The organism is Acidovorax sp. MR-S7 (assembly GCF_000400995.2).
GTDB lineage: Bacteria > Pseudomonadota > Gammaproteobacteria > Burkholderiales > Burkholderiaceae_C > MR-S7.
Genome location: NZ_DF238966.1, coordinates 1 through 15,806, shown reverse-complemented (window position 1 = coordinate 15,806; position 15,806 = coordinate 1). Strand labels below are relative to the sequence as shown.

Sequence of the window (15,806 nt, the reverse complement as noted above, 5' to 3'; positions counted from 1 at the left end):
TCGCGGGGCACCTCAATGGGCAACTCGCCGAAATCGCCCTTGAGGGTCTTCTTACTCTTGCCGTTGCGGGTGTTGCCCTTCTTGCTCTGCTTCATCTGCGGGTCGCGCTCGCCCGAGGTGTTCTTGGTCGAACTGGGTGCAGCGATCAGCGTGGCATCGACCACTGTGACGCTGCCGTGCTAGACCTTGCCGCCGTGGTGCCTGCCGGGGCTGTGGTGGTGGTGGATACGCTGAACCGCGCTGCACCTACTGCCGACGAAAACAGTAGCCGGGACATGGGCGAGATTCTGGAAGCTGCCAAGACACTGCAAACCCTAACCCGTGGCCTTGTGCTGCTGGTTCACCACACGGGCAAGAACGCCGCTGCCGGGCTGCGTGGGCACAGTTCCCTTTTCGCTGCAATGGATGCCGCAATCGAGGTTTCACGCGATGGCGACCGCCGCGAATGGAAGGTGGCGAAATCCAAAGACGGTATTGATGGCGAGGCGCGACCGTTCAAACTGAAAGTGGAAACGCTGGGAGTGGAGGAAACCGGCGAGGCCATTACATCGTGCGTAGTTCTGCGCGACACCGCCGCCCAGGATGTGCGCGCCGTGAAGCTGCCCCAGGGTGGCAATCAGCGTGTGGTGTTGGATGCTCTGCGCCCATTGTTCAAGGATGGCACCACGGGCAAGCCTGGAGCCCCGCCGCTGCGCCCATGCATTGAACTGGAGGCCGCGATAACTGCTGCTGCATCCAAGCTGACATGCCCAACTGACAAACGGACTTCACGCACCAGAGAGGCAATTACGGGGCTGGTGGCGCGTGGTGTGCTGGGCTGCAATGAGGGGTGGCTATGGCAACAGTGAGCCGCCGAAATTCTCCGTTTTCTCCGTTTTCGGAGAGTTCCGACGCCGAAATTCTCCGCCCCCCTTTAATAGGGGGGTGGTTTTCGGAGGGGTTTCCGGTGGGGAGGTTGTGCAATGACTGCTGACCTTTTCGGACTGGAACAACAGACACCCCGAACCAACAGCCGCCCCGAAGCTGCCGCCCTGGTGGAAGTATTGAAGGCGCTGAGAACGCACCCCGCCGTGGCATGGGCCGAGCGCATGAATACCGGGGCTGCAAAGGTGGGCAACCGCTTTATCCGCTTTGGCTGGCCGGGATGCCCTGATGTGCTGGGGCAATTGAAGGATGGCCGCTTTTTGGCGGTGGAAGTGAAAGCCCAGGCCGGGCGCCTGCGCCCTGAGCAAGCCCTATTCCTAGAGCGCAAACGCTTGAAGCCGCCGGGGTTCGCGTGAACGTTCGCGAGTCCTGTTTTGAACTGCTGGGACATGGGCACCGCGTCCTAGTGACTGCCCTACAAGACATTGACCGGCACGACCTAGCCGCACTGACCGGCACGACAAGGCCAGCACTCGGTAAACATGGTTTCCGGCTGGGGCGCGATGGCCTGCCGCGCGAATAAGCGCAAGGGGTGGGGCGGGGTCAAAACTTGCCCCGTCCGACGCCTAGACCGCTCGGTTCCACTCGCTTTCCTAAACATCCAGAAAAAAGGTGATGGGGTGGGGGGTATCAAAAGTCTGCAACCCCAGGCCAGCCGACACCCCGCAGTTCCGCACGCGCAGAAAATAACCCCCCGTTGAAAGTATTCAGCAAATGGCCGGAGTCAAAGGGCGCAGCGGAGGCGCACGAAAGAACGCAGGGGGCGCACGTCCTGGCGCAGGAAGGCCAGCAGGCAGCCGCAACCGACCCCGCCTGATACTTGGCCTGCCTGAGACAAACGACCCGCTGGAATGGCTGCTGGCGCTGATGAATCACCCAGGGGCACCGCTGCGGCTGCGAATGTCTGCCGCCGTGGCGCTGCTGCCTTACTTTCACACCCGCAAGGCCTGACACCGTTCAAGGGGCGCAACTTGAGATTGCACCCTTCTGGATTTGAAATGCCGAAGTTACGAAGCCCCCGCCCGTGGGGCTTTTCTTTTGTCTGGTGCTGAGTGCGATTGCCGAAATCGTCTTACATCCGCCCTTACATCGGACGGAAAACAAAAAACCCCGCTACCGAACTGATAGCAGGGTTTCCTTTATTTACTTGGTAGGGCGTGGCGGACTTGAACCGACGACCAAAGGATTATGAGTCCTCTGCTCTAACCAACTGAGCTAACGCCCCAGGGTTGCGCCAGCGCCTCGTCGGCAGGGCAGCGGGCGCTATTGTAGGGGTTACTTCCGGTGGCTCAGGGCGTTGGTGACCAGCTTGGAGGTGATGTCCACGATCTGGATCATCCGGTCGTAGGGCATGCGCGTGGGGCCGATCACGCCCAGTGTGCCGACCACCTGGCCGTCGACCTCGTAGGGCGCGCTGACGACGGACAGTTCCTCGAATGGAACGACCTGGCTTTCGCCGCCGATGAAGATGCGCACGCCCTCGGCCCGGCTGGAGATGTCCAGCAGCCGCAGGATTTGCGTCTTTTGCTCGAACAGGTCGAAGGCCCGGCGCAGGTGGCCCATGTCGCCGGAGAAGTCGCTCACCGCCAGCAGGTTGCGCTCACCGGAGAAAACCACCTCCTCCTGGGATTCGGACATGGCCTCGGTGCCCACGTTGACCGCCGCCTGCATCAGCACGGCGATTTCGCGGCGCAGCGTGTCCACTTCGGACTTGAGGCGCTCGCGCACCTGCTCCATGGTCAGGCCCGCATAGTGGGCGTTGAGGAAATTCGCGGCTTCCACCAGTTGCGATTGCGCATAGTCCGACTCGGTGAAGATCACCCGGTTCTGCACGTCGCCGTCCGGCGAAACGATGATGACGAGCAGCCGCCGCTCGGACAGGCGCAGGAACTCGATGTGCCGGAACACCGATGCGCGGCGCGGCGCCATGACCACGCCCACGAACTGCGACAGGCTGGACAGCAGCTGCGCCGCGTTGGCGATCACCTTCTGCGGCTGCTCGGGCCGCAGCTGCAGCTCGGGCATCTGCTCCTTCTGCACGGTGAGCATGGTGTCGACGAAGAGCCGGTAGCCCTTGGCCGTGGGAATGCGCCCGGCAGAGGTGTGGGGGCTGGCGATCAACCCCAGCTCTTCCAGGTCTGCCATCACGTTGCGTATCGTGGCAGGCGACAATTCGAGGCCCGATGCCCGCGACAGGGTTCTGGAACCCACTGGCTGTCCGTCGGCGATGTAGCGTTCTACCAGCGCCTTCAACAACAACTTGGAGCGGTCATCGAGCATCGAATCATTCTAATGATGTAATTACCGCATGAAGCCTATCTTCCGCAGCGTCGCACTCATCGGCAAGTACCAGGGACCCGCCGCCGGCGCCACCCCCGACACGCTGCGCCAGGTGATCAAGAACATCGCAGGCTTCGTGGAGCAACAGGGCTGCGAACTGACGCTGGAGGCCGGCACGGCGGCCAACACCGGCCTGACGGGCTATGCCACGCTGGACATCGACGGCATCGGCCGCCATTGCGACCTGGGCCTGGTGGTGGGCGGCGACGGCACCATGCTCAGCGTGGGGCGGCGGCTGGCCAGCTACGGCACGCCGCTGGCGGGCATCAACAAGGGGCGGCTGGGCTTCATCACCGACATTCCGCTGGACGGCTACCAGGCCGCACTGACCTCCATGCTGGCGGGCGACTACGAGGAAGACGTGCGCCCGCTCATGCACGCGCGGGTGATGCGCGGCGCAGAGTGCGTGTTCGAGGCGCTGGCCCTCAACGACGTGGTGGTCAACCGCGGCTCCACCTCCGGCATGGTGGAGCTGCGCGTGGAGGTGGACGGGGTGTTCGTCTCCAACCAGCGCGCCGACGGCCTCATCGTCGCCTCGCCCACCGGCTCCACCGCCTATTCGCTGTCGGCGGGCGGGCCCATCCTGCACCCGTCGATCCCGGGCTGGGTGCTGGTGCCGATCGCACCGCACACGCTGTCCAACCGGCCCATCGTGCTGCCCGACGAGACCGAGGTGGCGATCGAGGTGGTCAGCGGGCGCGACGTCAGCGCCAGCTTCGACATGCAGTCGCTCGCCTCGCTGCAGCACGGCGACCGCGTGCTGGTGCGCCGCTCGGCGCACCGCGTATGTTTCCTGCATCCGCTCGGATGGAGTTACTTTGCCACCCTGCGCAAGAAGCTGCGCTGGAACGAAGGAGGTTCCTGAACATGGCCTTGAAGCGGATCGCGCTGCGCGATTTCGTGATCGTGCAGTCGCTGGATCTGGACCTGCATGCCGGCTTCACGGTGCTCACGGGCGAGACCGGCGCGGGCAAGTCCATTCTCATCGATGCGCTGCAACTGCTGCTGGGCGCGCGCGCCGACACCGGCGTGATCCGCGAGGGCGCGCAGCGCACCGACATCTGCGCCGAATTCGACGCCGGCCCGTCCGCACTGACCGCCTGGCTGGACGAAGCCGGCATTCCGCAGGACGACGCGCTGCTGCTGCGCCGCACCATCGACCTGCAGGGCAAGAGCCGCGCGTGGATCAACGGTATCCCGGCCACGGCGGCGCAGATGCGTGCGCTGGGCGAGTACCTGCTGGACATCCACGGCCAGCACGCCTGGCAGAGCCTGACCCGCCCCGAGGCCGTGCGCGGCCTGCTCGATGCCTATGCCGGCGTGCAGGCGCAGCCCCTGGCGGCGCTGTGGACGGCCTGGCGCGACGCGCACAAGGCGCTGGCCCATGCGCGCACCGCGCAGGACACGCTGCAGCAGGAGCGCGAGCGCCTGCAGTGGCAGATCGGCGAGGTGGACAAGCTCGCGCCCCAGCCGGACGAATGGGACGACCTCAACGCCCGGCACGCGCGCCTGTCCAACGCCCAGGCCCTGCTGGACAACGCCCAGGGGGCCCTGGGCGCACTGGAGGACGACGAGGGGGGCGGCGCGCTGCACGCGCTGGCGCAGGCGCAGCACCTGCTGGAAGGCTATGCGCACGTAGACGATGAATTCCGCGCCATGGGCGAGGTGCTGGCGTCCTGCATCGCCCAGGCCAACGACGTGGCCCACTCGCTGCAGAGCTACCTGCGCGATGCCGAGCCCGACCCGGACCAGTTGCAGGCGCTGGACGCGCGCCTGTCGCAATGGCTGTCGCTCGCGCGGCGCTACAAGCGCACGCCGCAGGAGTTGCCGGCGTTGCTCGACGGCTGGAAGCGCGAGCTGCGCCAGCTCGACAGCGCCGCCGACCTGGCCGCGCTGGAGGCGGCCGAACACACCCACGCCGCCGCCTACCGCAAGGCCGCCACCGCCCTGTCGCGCCAGCGTGCCAAGGCGGCGCCGGGCCTGGCCCAGGCCATCACCCAGGCCATGCAGGGGCTGGGCATGGCCGGAGGAAGGTTCGAGGTGCAGGTCGACAAGGCGGCAGAGCCCGGCCCCCACGGCATGGACCAGGTGGCCTTCCTGGTCAGCAGCCACCCGGGCATGACGCCGCGGCCCATCGGCAAGGTGGCCTCGGGTGGCGAGCTGTCGCGCATCTCGCTGGCCATCTCGGTCACCACCAGCGAGCTGGGCGAGGCGCCCACGCTGATCTTCGACGAGGTGGATTCCGGCGTGGGCGGCGCAGTGGCCGAGACCGTGGGGCGACTGATGCAGCAGCTCGGCCAGGCCCGCCAGGTGCTGGCCGTCACGCACCTGCCGCAGGTGGCGGCCTGCGCGGACCACCACCTGGTGGTCGCCAAGCACAAGCGCGCCGGCGGCACGACCAGCTCGGTGGCGCCCGCAGCGCAGGACGAGCGCGTGGCCGAGCTGGCGCGCATGCTGGGCGGGCAGCAGCAATCGCCCACCACGCTGGCGCACGCACGTGAGATGCTCGAAGGCGCGCGCGCCGTGGAGCGCTAGCCGCCATGGCACTCGAAATCGTCGTCATCACCGGCATGTCCGGCTCGGGCAAGTCCGTAGCGCTGCACGCGCTGGAGGATGCGGGCTACTACTGCGTGGACAACCTGCCGCCGGAGCTTCTGTCGTCGTTCGTGGCGCTGGAGCACACGCACCACGGCAACCGCGTGGCCATCGCCATGGACGTGCGCAGCGCCACCGCCCTGCCCCTGGTGCCGCGCCAGCTCGCGCTGCTGCGCGAACAGGGCGTGCAGGTGCAGTCGCTGTTCCTCGACGCCACCACCGACACGCTGGTGCGGCGCTTTTCCGAGACGCGCCGGCGCCACCCGCTGTCCAAGGACGAACTGCGCGACGGCCAGCGCGCGCTGCTGCAGACCATCGAGTTGGAGCGCGAGCTGCTGGCCGAGCTGCGCGAGACCTCGCACGTCATCGACACCAGCGCCATCCGGGCCTCGCAGCTGCAGAGCTACGTGAAGGGACTGCTGTCGGTGCCGCCGGGGCGGCTCACGCTGGTGTTCCAGTCGTTCGCGTTCAAGCGCGGCATTCCCGTGGATGCGGACTACGTGTTCGACGTGCGCATGCTGCCCAACCCGCACTACGAGCCGCAGTTGCGCAACCAGAGCGGCAAGGACGCGCCCGTGGCCGCCTTCCTGCGCCAGCAGCCCGAGGTGCTGACCATGCTCGCACACATCGAGCAGTTCCTGGACCACTGGCTGCAGGCGCTGGCGCACAACCATCGCAGCTACGTCACGGTGGCCATCGGCTGCACCGGCGGGCAACACCGCTCGGTGTACCTGGTGGAGCAGTTGGCGGAGCATTTCGCCAGCCGCTGGAATACCCTGCGGCGGCACCGCGAGCTGGATGGGCGGTAAGCCTTTCCGCTATTCAATTCGTAGCTGGTCGCGCTTGTCCATCAGGAGATTCAGGATGAAAAGCATCCGAACCCCTTGGACAACAAGCGCAAGCAGCTATCGTTTTTGAACTACAGGCCATCCAGCAGCTTGCGCACCGGCGCAGGCAGCCCCAGGGCACCCCACTGCGGCGCCGTGTACCAATCTCCCTGCATTCCGGCCGTTGCGCCACTGCGCAGCAGCACCGGATGCAGGTGCAGGTCGCGGTGGGTCAGCACGTGGGTGAAGGCGGGCAGGTCCTGCGCGCGGGCGGCATCCGCGCCCAGCGCGGCGTCCAGCGCCTCGCGGCTCATGAACACGGGCGGGCAGTAGAGCCCGGCCCAGATGCCCGTGGACGGGCGACGCTCCAGCCACAGCCGGCCCCCGCCATCCTCGCGCAGCAGCAGCCACCATGCCTGCGCGCTGCGCTTGAGCTTGCGCGTGCGCACCGGGTAGTCCTGCGGGTTGCCCCGGCGCTGCGCGGTGCATGCGCCCTGCAGCGGGCACAGCAGACAAGCAGGGTTGCGCGGCAGGCAGATGCCCGCCCCCAGGTCCATCAACCCCTGCGTGTAGCGCGGCATGGCCTGCTCCAGGTCCTCGCGCGGCAGCAGGTCCTCGGCCAGCGCCCACAGCGCGCGCTCGTTGCGCGCCTCGGCCAGGTCGCCGCCGAAGCCCAGCACCCGCGTGAGCACGCGCCGCACGTTGGCGTCGAGGATCGGCGCGCGCACGCCGAAGCAGAACGACGCGATGGCCCCCGCCGTGGAACGGCCGATGCCCGGCAGCGCCGCCAGCGCCTCCACGGTGCGCGGGAACGCGCCGCCGTGCTGCTCCACCACGATCTGCGCGCAGCGGTGCAGGTTGCGCGCGCGGCTGTAGTAGCCCAGGCCGCTCCACAGCGCCAGCACCTCGTCCTGCGGCGCGGCCGCCAGGTCGTGCACGGTGGGAAAGCGCTGCAGGAAGCGTGCGTAGTACTCCAGCACCGTGGCCACCTGGGTCTGCTGCAGCATGATTTCGGAGAGCCACACGCGGTAGGCATCGCGCGTGTTCTGCCAGGGCAGATGGTTGCGGCCGTGCCCGGCCTGCCAGCGCACCACCTGCGCCGCGATCTCCACCGCCGGCCCGCTCATGCCGTCAGGGGCAAGGGAGTCGTGTCGACCGCTTCGGAATGCACGCCCGGCGGCACGATGCCGGCGGTGAGTTCCTGCAGACGCGTTTCCAGGCCGGCAAGGTGGCGCTCGGCCTGCTCGATCTCGGCGATGCGGTCGGCCAGCCCGTTGGCGGCCTCCTGGATGCGGTTCACCGCCTCGATGCGCCGCGAGAAGCTGCGCTTGCGCTCGCGCAGCTGCGCGTCCAGCTGCGCCGTGGCGGTCTTGCTCCACATCTCCAGCTCGTTGGCAGCCGACTCGAACACCGTGCGCAGGCGCAGCATCAGCGCGCGCGCCAGGCGCTGGGCGAATTCCGGCTGCGCCAGGCGCAGCGCATTGCCCATGCCCACGTACTGCAGGTGGCGCTGCTCGATCGCCACGATGTCCTGCACGTAGGACGCCAGCTGCGGCGCCGACGGCACCTGCAGCGAGAAGCCGAACTCGGCGTTGAGCTGGCGGAAGGTGCCGCCCAGCATGGCCTGGATCTCGATGCCCGAGGCCTGGGCCGCCTCCATGGCGGTGCGCAGGCGCGCGAACGTGTCGCCATAGACCTTGCGCACGCCGAGCTTCAGGCCCTTGGCCTGCAGCGTCTCGGCCAGTTCGGCCAGCTCGGCCTTGAGCGCACGCGAGCCCAGTTGCTGGAAGACGCCCTGCAGCATCTTCAAGTGAACCGCGCGCACGGCCTGGATCTTGGCCGCGCTGTGATCGAACTCCCGCTGCTCCTGTTCGATGCGCCCGCGCATGGCCTCGATCACCGAGGCGTTCTTGCCGCGCAGGCTGCGCAGCTCCAGCATCTGGTCGTCCAGGTCGCGGCGGCGGATGTTGATCACGCGCGTGGTCTCGGCCCGCAGCCCGGCCACGCCGCCGGCGACCGCGGAGCGCAGGATCGCTTGGCGCCGGCCCATGATGCCCTCGGCCAGCGCCTCCTCGAGCTGCGGCAGGCCGCTGGACTCCAGCAGCACGTCGTCGCAGTTGATCTTGGCCACCAGCCCCTTCTGGGCGGAGACGGGCACCACGCGCGCCACGGGCATGCCCAGCATCTCGGCCGACGTGTGGCGCTGGCGCTCGATCTGCGCCTGCACCTGCGAGGGTGAGTTGAGCGTGTCCCACAGCGTGTCGATCTTGTTGAGCACCACCAGGCGGGTGTCGGCAGCGTCCTCGGCGTCGCCCAGGTGGTCGCGCCAGATGGACAGGTCCGAGCGCGTCACGCCGGTGTCCGCGCCCAGGATGAACACCACGGCATGCGCCTGCGGGATGAGGTTGATGGTCAGCTCCGGCTCCGCGCCCACGGCATTGAGCCCGGGCGTGTCCAGGATCACCAGCCCCTGGCGCAGCAGCGGGTGGGGAATGTTGATGACGGCGTGGCGCCACATCGGCACCTCGACCAGTCCGGCGGCGTCGGGCACGGGGTTGTCGTCTGGCGCCTCGTCGTCCCAGAATCCCAGCGCGCGCGCCTCGTCCAGCGGCACGCGGCGCACTTCCGACACTTTTTCCAGTGCCCGGGCCATCTGCTGCGCGTCGTCCATGTCCAGTGCCACGGTCACCCAGCGCTCGGGCTTGAGCCTCCATTCGGCCAGTCCCGGCGCCTGCATGCGCGTCTCGATGGGCAGCAGGCGCAGGCTGGGCGGCGTGTCGGGCTCGTAGCCCAGCTCGGTCGGGCACATGGTCGTGCGTCCGGCGCTGGCCGGCATGATGCGGCGCCCATAGCCGGCGAAGAAGATGGCGTTGATCAGCTCCGACTTGCCGCGCGAGAACTCGGCCACGAACGCCACGGTGACCTTGTCGCCGCGGACCTGCTCCTCCAGGCGGTGCAGGCGTTCTTCCACGGCCGCATCCATGAGGTCGTGCGAACCCATCCACTGGCTGAGCTGCTTGAGCTGGTGGGCAAAAGCACGCCTCCAAGCGCCATGCTGGTCGAACTGTTCGTTGAAAGAAGGTCCCACTGTGCTCCCGGATGTCGATAGCCCCGCCAGGGCGGGGCTTCGCGCAATACTAGCACCGCCACTACGGCTATGCTCTCTGGCAGCGCACGCAGAAATAGGTGCTGCGCTGCCCCTGGCGCAGCAGGCGCACGGGCGTGCCGCAGGTGCGGCACGGCAGCCCGTCGCGCCCGTAGACGTTTGCGTCCAGCTGGAAGTGGCCGGCGTTGCCGTCCACCCCGGAAAAGTCGCGCAAGGTGCTGCCGCCGCGCTCCACCGCCCGTGCCAGTACGTCGCGGATCGCCGCGTGCAGCCGCCGCGCGCGCTGCGGTCCGATGGCGCTGGCGCGCGTCGTGGGCCGGATGCCCGCGAGGAACAGCACCTCCGACGCATAGATGTTGCCCACGCCCACCACCAGCTTGCCCGCCAGCAGCAACTGCTTGATGGGCTGGCGGCTCGCGCGCAGGCCCGCGTGGAAGGCGTCGAAGCCGAAGGCCTCCTCCAGCGGCTCCACGCCCAGGCCGCCCAGCAGCTTGCGCGCCAGCGGATCGTCCTCGCCGGCCACCCACACCACCGCGCCGAACCGGCGCGGGTCGTGCAGGCGCAGCGTGCCCTGGTCGGTCTGCATCTCGAAATGGTCGTGCACGCCCCGCTCCGGCAGCTCCGCAGCGAAGCGCAGACTGCCCGACATGCCCAGGTGGATCAGCAACAGGCCTTCGCCCAGGTCCACCAGCAGGTATTTTCCGCGGCGGCGCACCTCCCGCACGCGCCGCCCGGCGAGCAGGCCGGGCGCGATACCCAGCGGCCAGCGCAAGGGCTTGCCCAGCAGAACCGCCCGGACCTCGGCGCCCCGGATCGCCTCGGCGAAACCGCGCCGCGTCACCTCCACCTCGGGCAACTCAGGCATGCCACCACCCGTCAAAAAGTCCTGAAGGCGTGGATTATCATGGCCCGATGGTGCAATCTCTTCGTTTTAGAGCCGTGGCGCTGGCATGTGCCATCGCGGCCGGCATGGCCCCTGCCCTGGCCCAGACGCCCCCGCAGGCGACCATCCCCGCACCACCGGCCGAGATGGAGGTCCCCGACGACAACTCCAGTGACGCCGCCGCCGCGCTCAACGCCGAGCTGTTCTACGAGCTGCTGCTCAGCGAAATGACCACCAGCCAGGGCGACCCCGGCACCGGCTATGCGCTGATGCTGGACGCCGCCCGCCGCAGCGGCGACACGCGGCTGTACCGCCGCGCCACCGAAATCGCTCTGGAGTCGCGCTCGGCCGAATACGCGCTGATCGCCGCCCGCGCCTGGCAGCAGGCGCAGCCGCAGTCGCGCGACGCCAATCGCTACATGCTGCGCATCCTGGTGCTGCTCAATCGCGTCGCGGACACCGCGGGCCCGCTTCGGCAGGAGCTGACGCAGGCACCGACGCGGGACAAGATTTCCTCGCTCCACTCGCTGCCCCAGCTCTATGCACGCGTGAGCGACAAGGCGCTCGCCGCCCGCGTGGTGGAACAGGCCGTGGCGGACGACCTCACCCACCCGGCCGTGGGTCCCGTCGCGTGGACCACCGTGGGCCGGCTGCGCCTGGCCGCCTCGGACAAGCCCGGCGCGCTGCAAGCCGTGCAGCGCGCCCAGGCGCTGGACGCCACCGACGACGGCGCGGCCATGCTGGCGCTGCAGCTCCTGGAAGACGGCGTGACGGAGGCCGAGCCCTTGCTGACGGGCTATCTCGCCGGCACGCCCCTGCCCGAAGTGCGCATGGCTTACGCGCGTTTGCTGCTGGAATCCCAGCGCTTGAGCGAAGCCCAGACCCAGGTGGAAGCCGTGACGCGCGAGCGCCCCGACGCGCCCGAAGCCTGGCTGGTCCAGGCCTCGCTCCACCTGCAGGCCCAGCAGCTGGATGCCGCGCAAACTTCGCTGCAGCGCTTCATGCAGCTGCTGGACACCCTGCCGGCATCGGAGCAGCGCCAGCGGGCCCTGACACAGGCCTACCTCATGCAGGCGCAGATCGCCGAAAAGCGCGGCGATTTCCCGCAGGCCGAAAGCTGGCTGGCGCGCATCGATAACGCCTCCGACCTGCTGGGCGCCCAGAGCCGCCGCGCCTCCCTGCTGGCCCGCCAAGGCAAGCTGGACGAAGCGCTGGCCCTGATCCGCACCATTCCCGCCAAAGACCAGGACGACGAGCGCCTCAAGCTCCAGGCCGAAGCCCAGTTGCTGCGCGACGCGGGGCAGTACCAGAAGGCCTACGAGGCCCAGTCCCGCGCCGCGGCGCTCGCGCCGCAAGACAACGACCTGGCATACGACCGCGCCATGCTGGCGGAGAAAGCGGGGCGCACCGACGAGATGGAGAGCCTGCTGCGCGAGATCATCGCCCGCAAGCCCGACTACCACCATGCGCTCAATGCGCTGGGATTTTCCATGGCCGACCGGGGCGTTCGCCTGCAGGAGGCCAAGGCCCTCATCAACAAGGCCCTGGAATACGCTCCCGAAGACCCCTTCATCACCGACAGCCTGGGCTGGGTCGAATTCCGGCTGGGCAACACCCAGGAAGCACTGCGCTTGCTCGAAACCGCCTTCCAGAAGCAGCCCAATGCCGAGGTCGCTGCCCACCTCGGCGAAGTGCTGTGGACGCTGGGTGAGCGCGAACGCGCTCTGGCCGTATGGCGCGAGGGCCTGCGCCTCGACAAGGACGACACCGCCCTGCAAAGCACATTGAAGCGGCTGGGAGCGCGTCCTTGAACACGCAACGCCGGTCGATGGCCACGGGTCTGGCCTGCCTGCTGTTGGCGGCATGCGCGCAGCCGCCCCGTCCCGCCGAGGGGTCATCCGACCATTGGAGCGGCCGGCTGGCGCTGCAGGTGGACGACGCGGCGGCGCAGTCCTTCAGCGCGGGCTTCGAACTCAAGGGCAATCCCGAGCGCGGCGAACTGCTTCTGTTCACCCCCCTGGGCAGCACGCTCGCCTTGCTGGAGTGGGCCCCCGGCCGCGCATTGCTGGTCCAGGGGCAGGAGCGCCGGGAATCCTCGTCGCTGCAGGCCCTCACGCAGGAGCTCACGGGCAGCGAATTGCCCATCGCCGCGCTGTTCGGCTGGCTCAAGGGAGAAGCCGTGCAGGCCACCGGCTGGCAGGCGGACCTGAGCGCACTCGACCAGGGCCGGCTGGCGGCCACGCGCCACACGCCTGCGCCGCAGGCCGTCCTGCGCATCATCCTGAGCCTGTGACCATGCACGCGCTGTACGACGTGCCGGCGCCGGCCAAACTCAACCTGTTCCTGCACATCACCGGCCGCCGTGCCGATGGCTACCACCTGCTGCAGTCGGTGTTCATGCTCATCGACTGGTGCGACACCCTGCACTTCGAGCGGCGTGCCGACGGCCGCGTCAGCCGCGAGGACCTGACGCAGGCCCTGCCCGCCGACGACCTGAGTGTGCGCGCGGCGCGCGCGCTGCAGGCGGCCACGGGGTGCACGCTGGGTGCACACATCGGCGTGCACAAGCGCGTTCCCGCGCAAGCCGGCATGGGCGGCGGTTCCTCCGATGCGGCCAGCACGCTGCTGGCGCTCAACCGGCTCTGGGAGCTGCATCTGCCGCGCGCGCGGCTGGAAGCCATCGGCCTGTCACTGGGCGCCGACGTGCCGTTCTTTTTGCGCGGCCAGAACGCCTGGGTGGAAGGAATCGGTGACATAATCTCGCCTCTTGCGTTGGAGCACCAACCGCCACATGCGCACTTCGCAGTGGTCAAGCCCGCCGCGGGTCTGGATACGAAAGCGATTTTTTCGAATCCTCTCCTTAAACGCGATTCAGGCTGTGCTACAATCTCAGGCTTTGCTGCAGCACACTACCGATTCGGTAAGAACGACCTGCAGCCGGTCGCTCAGGCCTTGTGCCCCGAGGTCGATCAAGCCCTTCAGTGGCTTGCATCGAAAGGGTTGCAAGGGCGGATGACAGGCTCTGGAAGTGCAGTGTTTGCGCAAATCACACACGCAGTTGATCTGCACGATGCGCCCGCCGCATGGCAAGTCAAAGTGTGTGAGAATCTGAAGGTTCATCCGCTCGCGGATTGGGCCGCAGATGAAGAAATATACGGTTGACCGTGTCCACGGTCGACCCGTGTAGGGGAGTCGCCAAGTTGGTTAAGGCACCGGATTTTGATTCCGGCATGCGAGGGTTCGAGTCCTTCCTCCCCTGCCAAATTTCTTATTTCCCCCACGGGATCTAATACAGCCAGACTGCCGAGTCGCTCATGCAAGCCAATTCCTCCGATTTCATGGTTTTCACGGGCAACGCCAACCCTGGCTTGGCTGCTGAGATCGTCCAGCACCTGGGCACCTCGCTCGGCGCTGTCGACGTGGGGCGTTTCTCCGACGGCGAAGTCACCGTCGAGATCAAGCAGAACGTGCGTGCCCGCGACGTGTTCGTCGTGCAATCCACCTGCGCGCCGACCAACGAGAACCTGATGGAACTGCTGATCATGGTCGATGCGCTCAAGCGCGCCTCGGCCGAACGCATCAGCGCCGTGATCCCCTACTTCGGTTACGCCCGCCAGGACCGCCGCCCGCGCTCCACGCGCGTGCCGATCTCGGCCAAGGTCGTCGCCAACATGCTGCAGGCCGTGGGCGTGGCCCGCGTGCTGACCATGGACCTGCACGCCGACCAGATCCAGGGCTTCTTCGACATTCCGGTGGACAACATCTACGCCTCGCCGGTGCTGCTGGGCGACCTGAACCAGAAGAAGTACGAGAACCTGATCGTCGTTTCCCCCGACGTGGGCGGCGTGGTGCGCGCCCGCGCGCTGGCCAAGCAGCTCGGCACGGACCTTGCCATCATCGACAAGCGCCGCCCCAAGGCCAACGTGTCCGAAGTGATGCACGTGATCGGCGACATCGAGGGCCGCAACTGCGTGATCATGGACGACATGATCGACACCGCCGGCACGCTGGTGAAGGCCGCCGAGGTGCTCAAGGAGCGCGGCGCGAAGAACGTCTACGCCTACTGCACGCACCCCATCTTTTCCGGTCCCGCCATCGAGCGCATCGCCCAGGGCTCGGCGCTCGACGAAGTGGTCGTGACCAACACCATTCCCTTGAGCGATGCCGCCAAGGGGTGTTCCAAGATTCGCCAGCTCTCCGTGGCGCCGCTGATCGGCGAGACGATCCAGCGCATCGCCAAGGGCGAGTCGGTGATGAGCCTGTTCTCGGAAGCCTGAGCTTCCGGAACGACAAGCAGGACCCACGCCCTTTCGGGCATGGGGTCTTTTTCAACGATGGGCCAGGCTGGTCGCGGCCGGCCCCAACAGGAGTAGATCCATGCAATTCGTCGCTTTTGAGCGCGCCAAGCAAGGTACGGGTGCGAGCCGCCGCCTGCGCATTTCCGGCAAGACCCCCGGCATCGTCTACGGCGGCGCCGCCGAACCCCAGCAGATCGAGCTGGACCACAACGCTCTGTGGCACGCCCTGAAGAAGGAAGCGTTCCACTCCAGCGTGCTGGACATGGAAATCAACGGCCAGACCACCAAGGTGCTGCTGCGCGACGTGCAGTACCACCCCTTCAAGCAGCTGGTGCTGCACGTGGACTTCCAGCGCGTGGACGCCAAGACCAAGCTGCACATGAAGGTGCCGCTCCACTACAGCGGCGCTGAAGAGTCGCCCGCCGTGAAGGTGGACAAGTGCCTGGTGACGCCCGTGGTGACCGAGCTGAACGTGAGCTGCATGCCTTCGGACCTGCCCGAGTTCATCAACGTGGACCTGAGCAACCTGCAGAAGAACGTGTCCCTGCACCTCAAGGACATCAAGCTGCCCAAGGGCGTCTCTGCCGTGATCCGTGGCAGCCAGACCAACCCCGTGCTGGTGTCCGTGGTGGCCCCGGCCGCCGAGGCCCCGGCACCTGCCGAAGGCGAGGCCGCTCCCGCAGCAGCTCCCGCCAAGAAGGGCAAGAAGTAATCCGCTTCGCCCCCTAGCCGACGGCCCGCCCCTGCGCGGGCCGTTTGTTTTTGGCTCTGTCACAAATCTGTGTTGGTAGTATGTGGGCCAACGCGTTGACGGAGTGGGTTTGCCATGCGGA

At 67.5% G+C, this 15,806-nt stretch carries 14 protein-coding genes, 2 tRNA genes and 1 pseudogene; 11 read left to right on the top strand and 6 right to left on the bottom strand.

The features are described 5' to 3' along the window. Window positions 1-71: 71 nt before the first annotated feature. Window positions 72-167, bottom strand: a pseudogene (locus AVS7_RS24565) (IS5/IS1182 family transposase); the annotation flags it as partial. Between the two features lie 9 nt (window positions 168-176). Between AVS7_RS24565 and AVS7_RS24015 the strand changes: the two are divergent. Next, window positions 177-848, top strand: coding sequence for an AAA family ATPase (locus tag AVS7_RS24015; RefSeq protein WP_024001833.1), 672 nt, complete (start codon window positions 177-179; stop codon window positions 846-848). A 114-nt stretch (window positions 849-962) separates the two neighbouring features. Further along, window positions 963-1,280, top strand: a complete 318-nt coding sequence (locus AVS7_RS18565) for a VRR-NUC domain-containing protein (protein WP_024001832.1) — start codon at window positions 963-965, stop codon at window positions 1,278-1,280. A gap of 792 nt (window positions 1,281-2,072) precedes the next feature. On the opposite strand, the gene AVS7_RS18560 is transcribed toward AVS7_RS18565, so the two are convergent. Continuing rightward, window positions 2,073-2,149, bottom strand: a tRNA-Ile gene (locus AVS7_RS18560). A 50-nt stretch (window positions 2,150-2,199) separates the two neighbouring features. Further along, a complete protein-coding gene (gene hrcA, locus AVS7_RS18555) occupies window positions 2,200-3,204 on the bottom strand; it encodes a heat-inducible transcriptional repressor HrcA (RefSeq protein WP_020229553.1) in 1,005 nt (334 codons plus the stop codon). 28 nt (window positions 3,205-3,232) lie between these two features. Here hrcA and AVS7_RS18550 point away from each other — a divergent pair, with 28 nt between their 5' ends. Genes AVS7_RS18550 through rapZ form a run of 3 tightly spaced genes read left to right on the top strand, consistent with a single transcriptional unit; the run spans window position 3,233 to window position 6,668 of the window. Then, window positions 3,233-4,129: an NAD kinase gene (locus AVS7_RS18550; RefSeq protein ID WP_020229552.1), complete on the top strand. Its 897-nt coding sequence runs from the start codon at window positions 3,233-3,235 to the stop codon at window positions 4,127-4,129. A gap of 2 nt (window positions 4,130-4,131) precedes the next feature. Next, on the top strand, window positions 4,132-5,799 hold the full coding sequence (gene recN / locus AVS7_RS18545; RefSeq protein ID WP_020229551.1) for a DNA repair protein RecN: 1,668 nt from the start codon (window positions 4,132-4,134) through the stop codon (window positions 5,797-5,799). Between the two features lie 5 nt (window positions 5,800-5,804). Next, a complete protein-coding gene (gene rapZ, locus AVS7_RS18540; RefSeq protein WP_020229550.1) occupies window positions 5,805-6,668 on the top strand; it encodes an RNase adapter RapZ in 864 nt (287 codons plus the stop codon). Window positions 6,669-6,778: 110 nt separating this feature from the next. On the opposite strand, the gene mutY is transcribed toward rapZ, so the two are convergent. From mutY to mutM, 3 genes are all read right to left on the bottom strand, one after another. Beyond that, complete coding sequence (mutY, locus tag AVS7_RS18535; protein WP_024001828.1) at window positions 6,779-7,813, bottom strand: A/G-specific adenine glycosylase; 1,035 nt, start codon at window positions 7,811-7,813, stop codon at window positions 6,779-6,781. Next, complete coding sequence (locus AVS7_RS18530) at window positions 7,810-9,774, bottom strand: dynamin family protein (protein WP_034691172.1); 1,965 nt, start codon at window positions 9,772-9,774, stop codon at window positions 7,810-7,812. The genes mutY and AVS7_RS18530 overlap by 4 nt, the downstream gene beginning before the upstream one ends. Window positions 9,775-9,841: 67 nt before the next feature. Beyond that, a complete protein-coding gene (gene mutM, locus AVS7_RS18525; protein ID WP_020229547.1) occupies window positions 9,842-10,657 on the bottom strand; it encodes a bifunctional DNA-formamidopyrimidine glycosylase/DNA-(apurinic or apyrimidinic site) lyase in 816 nt (271 codons plus the stop codon). A gap of 29 nt (window positions 10,658-10,686) precedes the next feature. Here mutM and AVS7_RS18520 point away from each other — a divergent pair, with 29 nt between their 5' ends. The 6 genes from AVS7_RS18520 to AVS7_RS18495 all read left to right on the top strand — a co-directional run bounded on the left by AVS7_RS18520 (window position 10,687) and on the right by AVS7_RS18495 (window position 15,685). After that, on the top strand, window positions 10,687-12,486 hold the full coding sequence (locus AVS7_RS18520) for a lipopolysaccharide assembly protein LapB (RefSeq protein WP_034691171.1): 1,800 nt from the start codon (window positions 10,687-10,689) through the stop codon (window positions 12,484-12,486). A gap of 17 nt (window positions 12,487-12,503) precedes the next feature. Further along, window positions 12,504-12,968: an outer membrane lipoprotein LolB gene (locus AVS7_RS18515; protein ID WP_020229545.1), complete on the top strand. Its 465-nt coding sequence runs from the start codon at window positions 12,504-12,506 to the stop codon at window positions 12,966-12,968. A gap of 2 nt (window positions 12,969-12,970) precedes the next feature. Continuing rightward, complete coding sequence (gene ispE / locus AVS7_RS18510; protein ID WP_020229544.1) at window positions 12,971-13,837, top strand: 4-(cytidine 5'-diphospho)-2-C-methyl-D-erythritol kinase; 867 nt, start codon at window positions 12,971-12,973, stop codon at window positions 13,835-13,837. Window positions 13,838-13,860: 23 nt separating this feature from the next. Then, window positions 13,861-13,937 (top strand) — tRNA-Gln (locus AVS7_RS18505). Window positions 13,938-13,989: 52 nt separating this feature from the next. After that, window positions 13,990-14,952: a ribose-phosphate pyrophosphokinase gene (locus tag AVS7_RS18500; RefSeq protein ID WP_020229543.1), complete on the top strand. Its 963-nt coding sequence runs from the start codon at window positions 13,990-13,992 to the stop codon at window positions 14,950-14,952. Window positions 14,953-15,052: 100 nt separating this feature from the next. Then, a complete protein-coding gene (locus AVS7_RS18495) occupies window positions 15,053-15,685 on the top strand; it encodes a 50S ribosomal protein L25/general stress protein Ctc (RefSeq protein WP_020229542.1) in 633 nt (210 codons plus the stop codon). Window positions 15,686-15,806: the final 121 nt, after the last annotated feature.

Coding starts and splice junctions, on each gene's coding strand:
- AVS7_RS18515 (WP_020229545.1), top strand. CDS start 12,504: ATGGCCACGGGTCTGGCCTGCCTGCTGTTGGCGGCATGCGCGCAGCCG.
- mutM (WP_020229547.1), bottom strand. CDS start 10,657: ATGCCTGAGTTGCCCGAGGTGGAGGTGACGCGGCGCGGTTTCGCCGAG.
- recN (WP_020229551.1), top strand. CDS start 4,132: ATGGCCTTGAAGCGGATCGCGCTGCGCGATTTCGTGATCGTGCAGTCG.
- AVS7_RS18500 (WP_020229543.1), top strand. CDS start 13,990: ATGCAAGCCAATTCCTCCGATTTCATGGTTTTCACGGGCAACGCCAAC.
- AVS7_RS18565 (WP_024001832.1), top strand. CDS start 963: ATGACTGCTGACCTTTTCGGACTGGAACAACAGACACCCCGAACCAAC.
- hrcA (WP_020229553.1), bottom strand. CDS start 3,204: ATGCTCGATGACCGCTCCAAGTTGTTGTTGAAGGCGCTGGTAGAACGC.
- AVS7_RS18495 (WP_020229542.1), top strand. CDS start 15,053: ATGCAATTCGTCGCTTTTGAGCGCGCCAAGCAAGGTACGGGTGCGAGC.
- rapZ (WP_020229550.1), top strand. CDS start 5,805: ATGGCACTCGAAATCGTCGTCATCACCGGCATGTCCGGCTCGGGCAAG.
- mutY (WP_024001828.1), bottom strand. CDS start 7,813: ATGAGCGGGCCGGCGGTGGAGATCGCGGCGCAGGTGGTGCGCTGGCAG.
- AVS7_RS18550 (WP_020229552.1), top strand. CDS start 3,233: ATGAAGCCTATCTTCCGCAGCGTCGCACTCATCGGCAAGTACCAGGGA.
- ispE (WP_020229544.1), top strand. CDS start 12,971: ATGCACGCGCTGTACGACGTGCCGGCGCCGGCCAAACTCAACCTGTTC.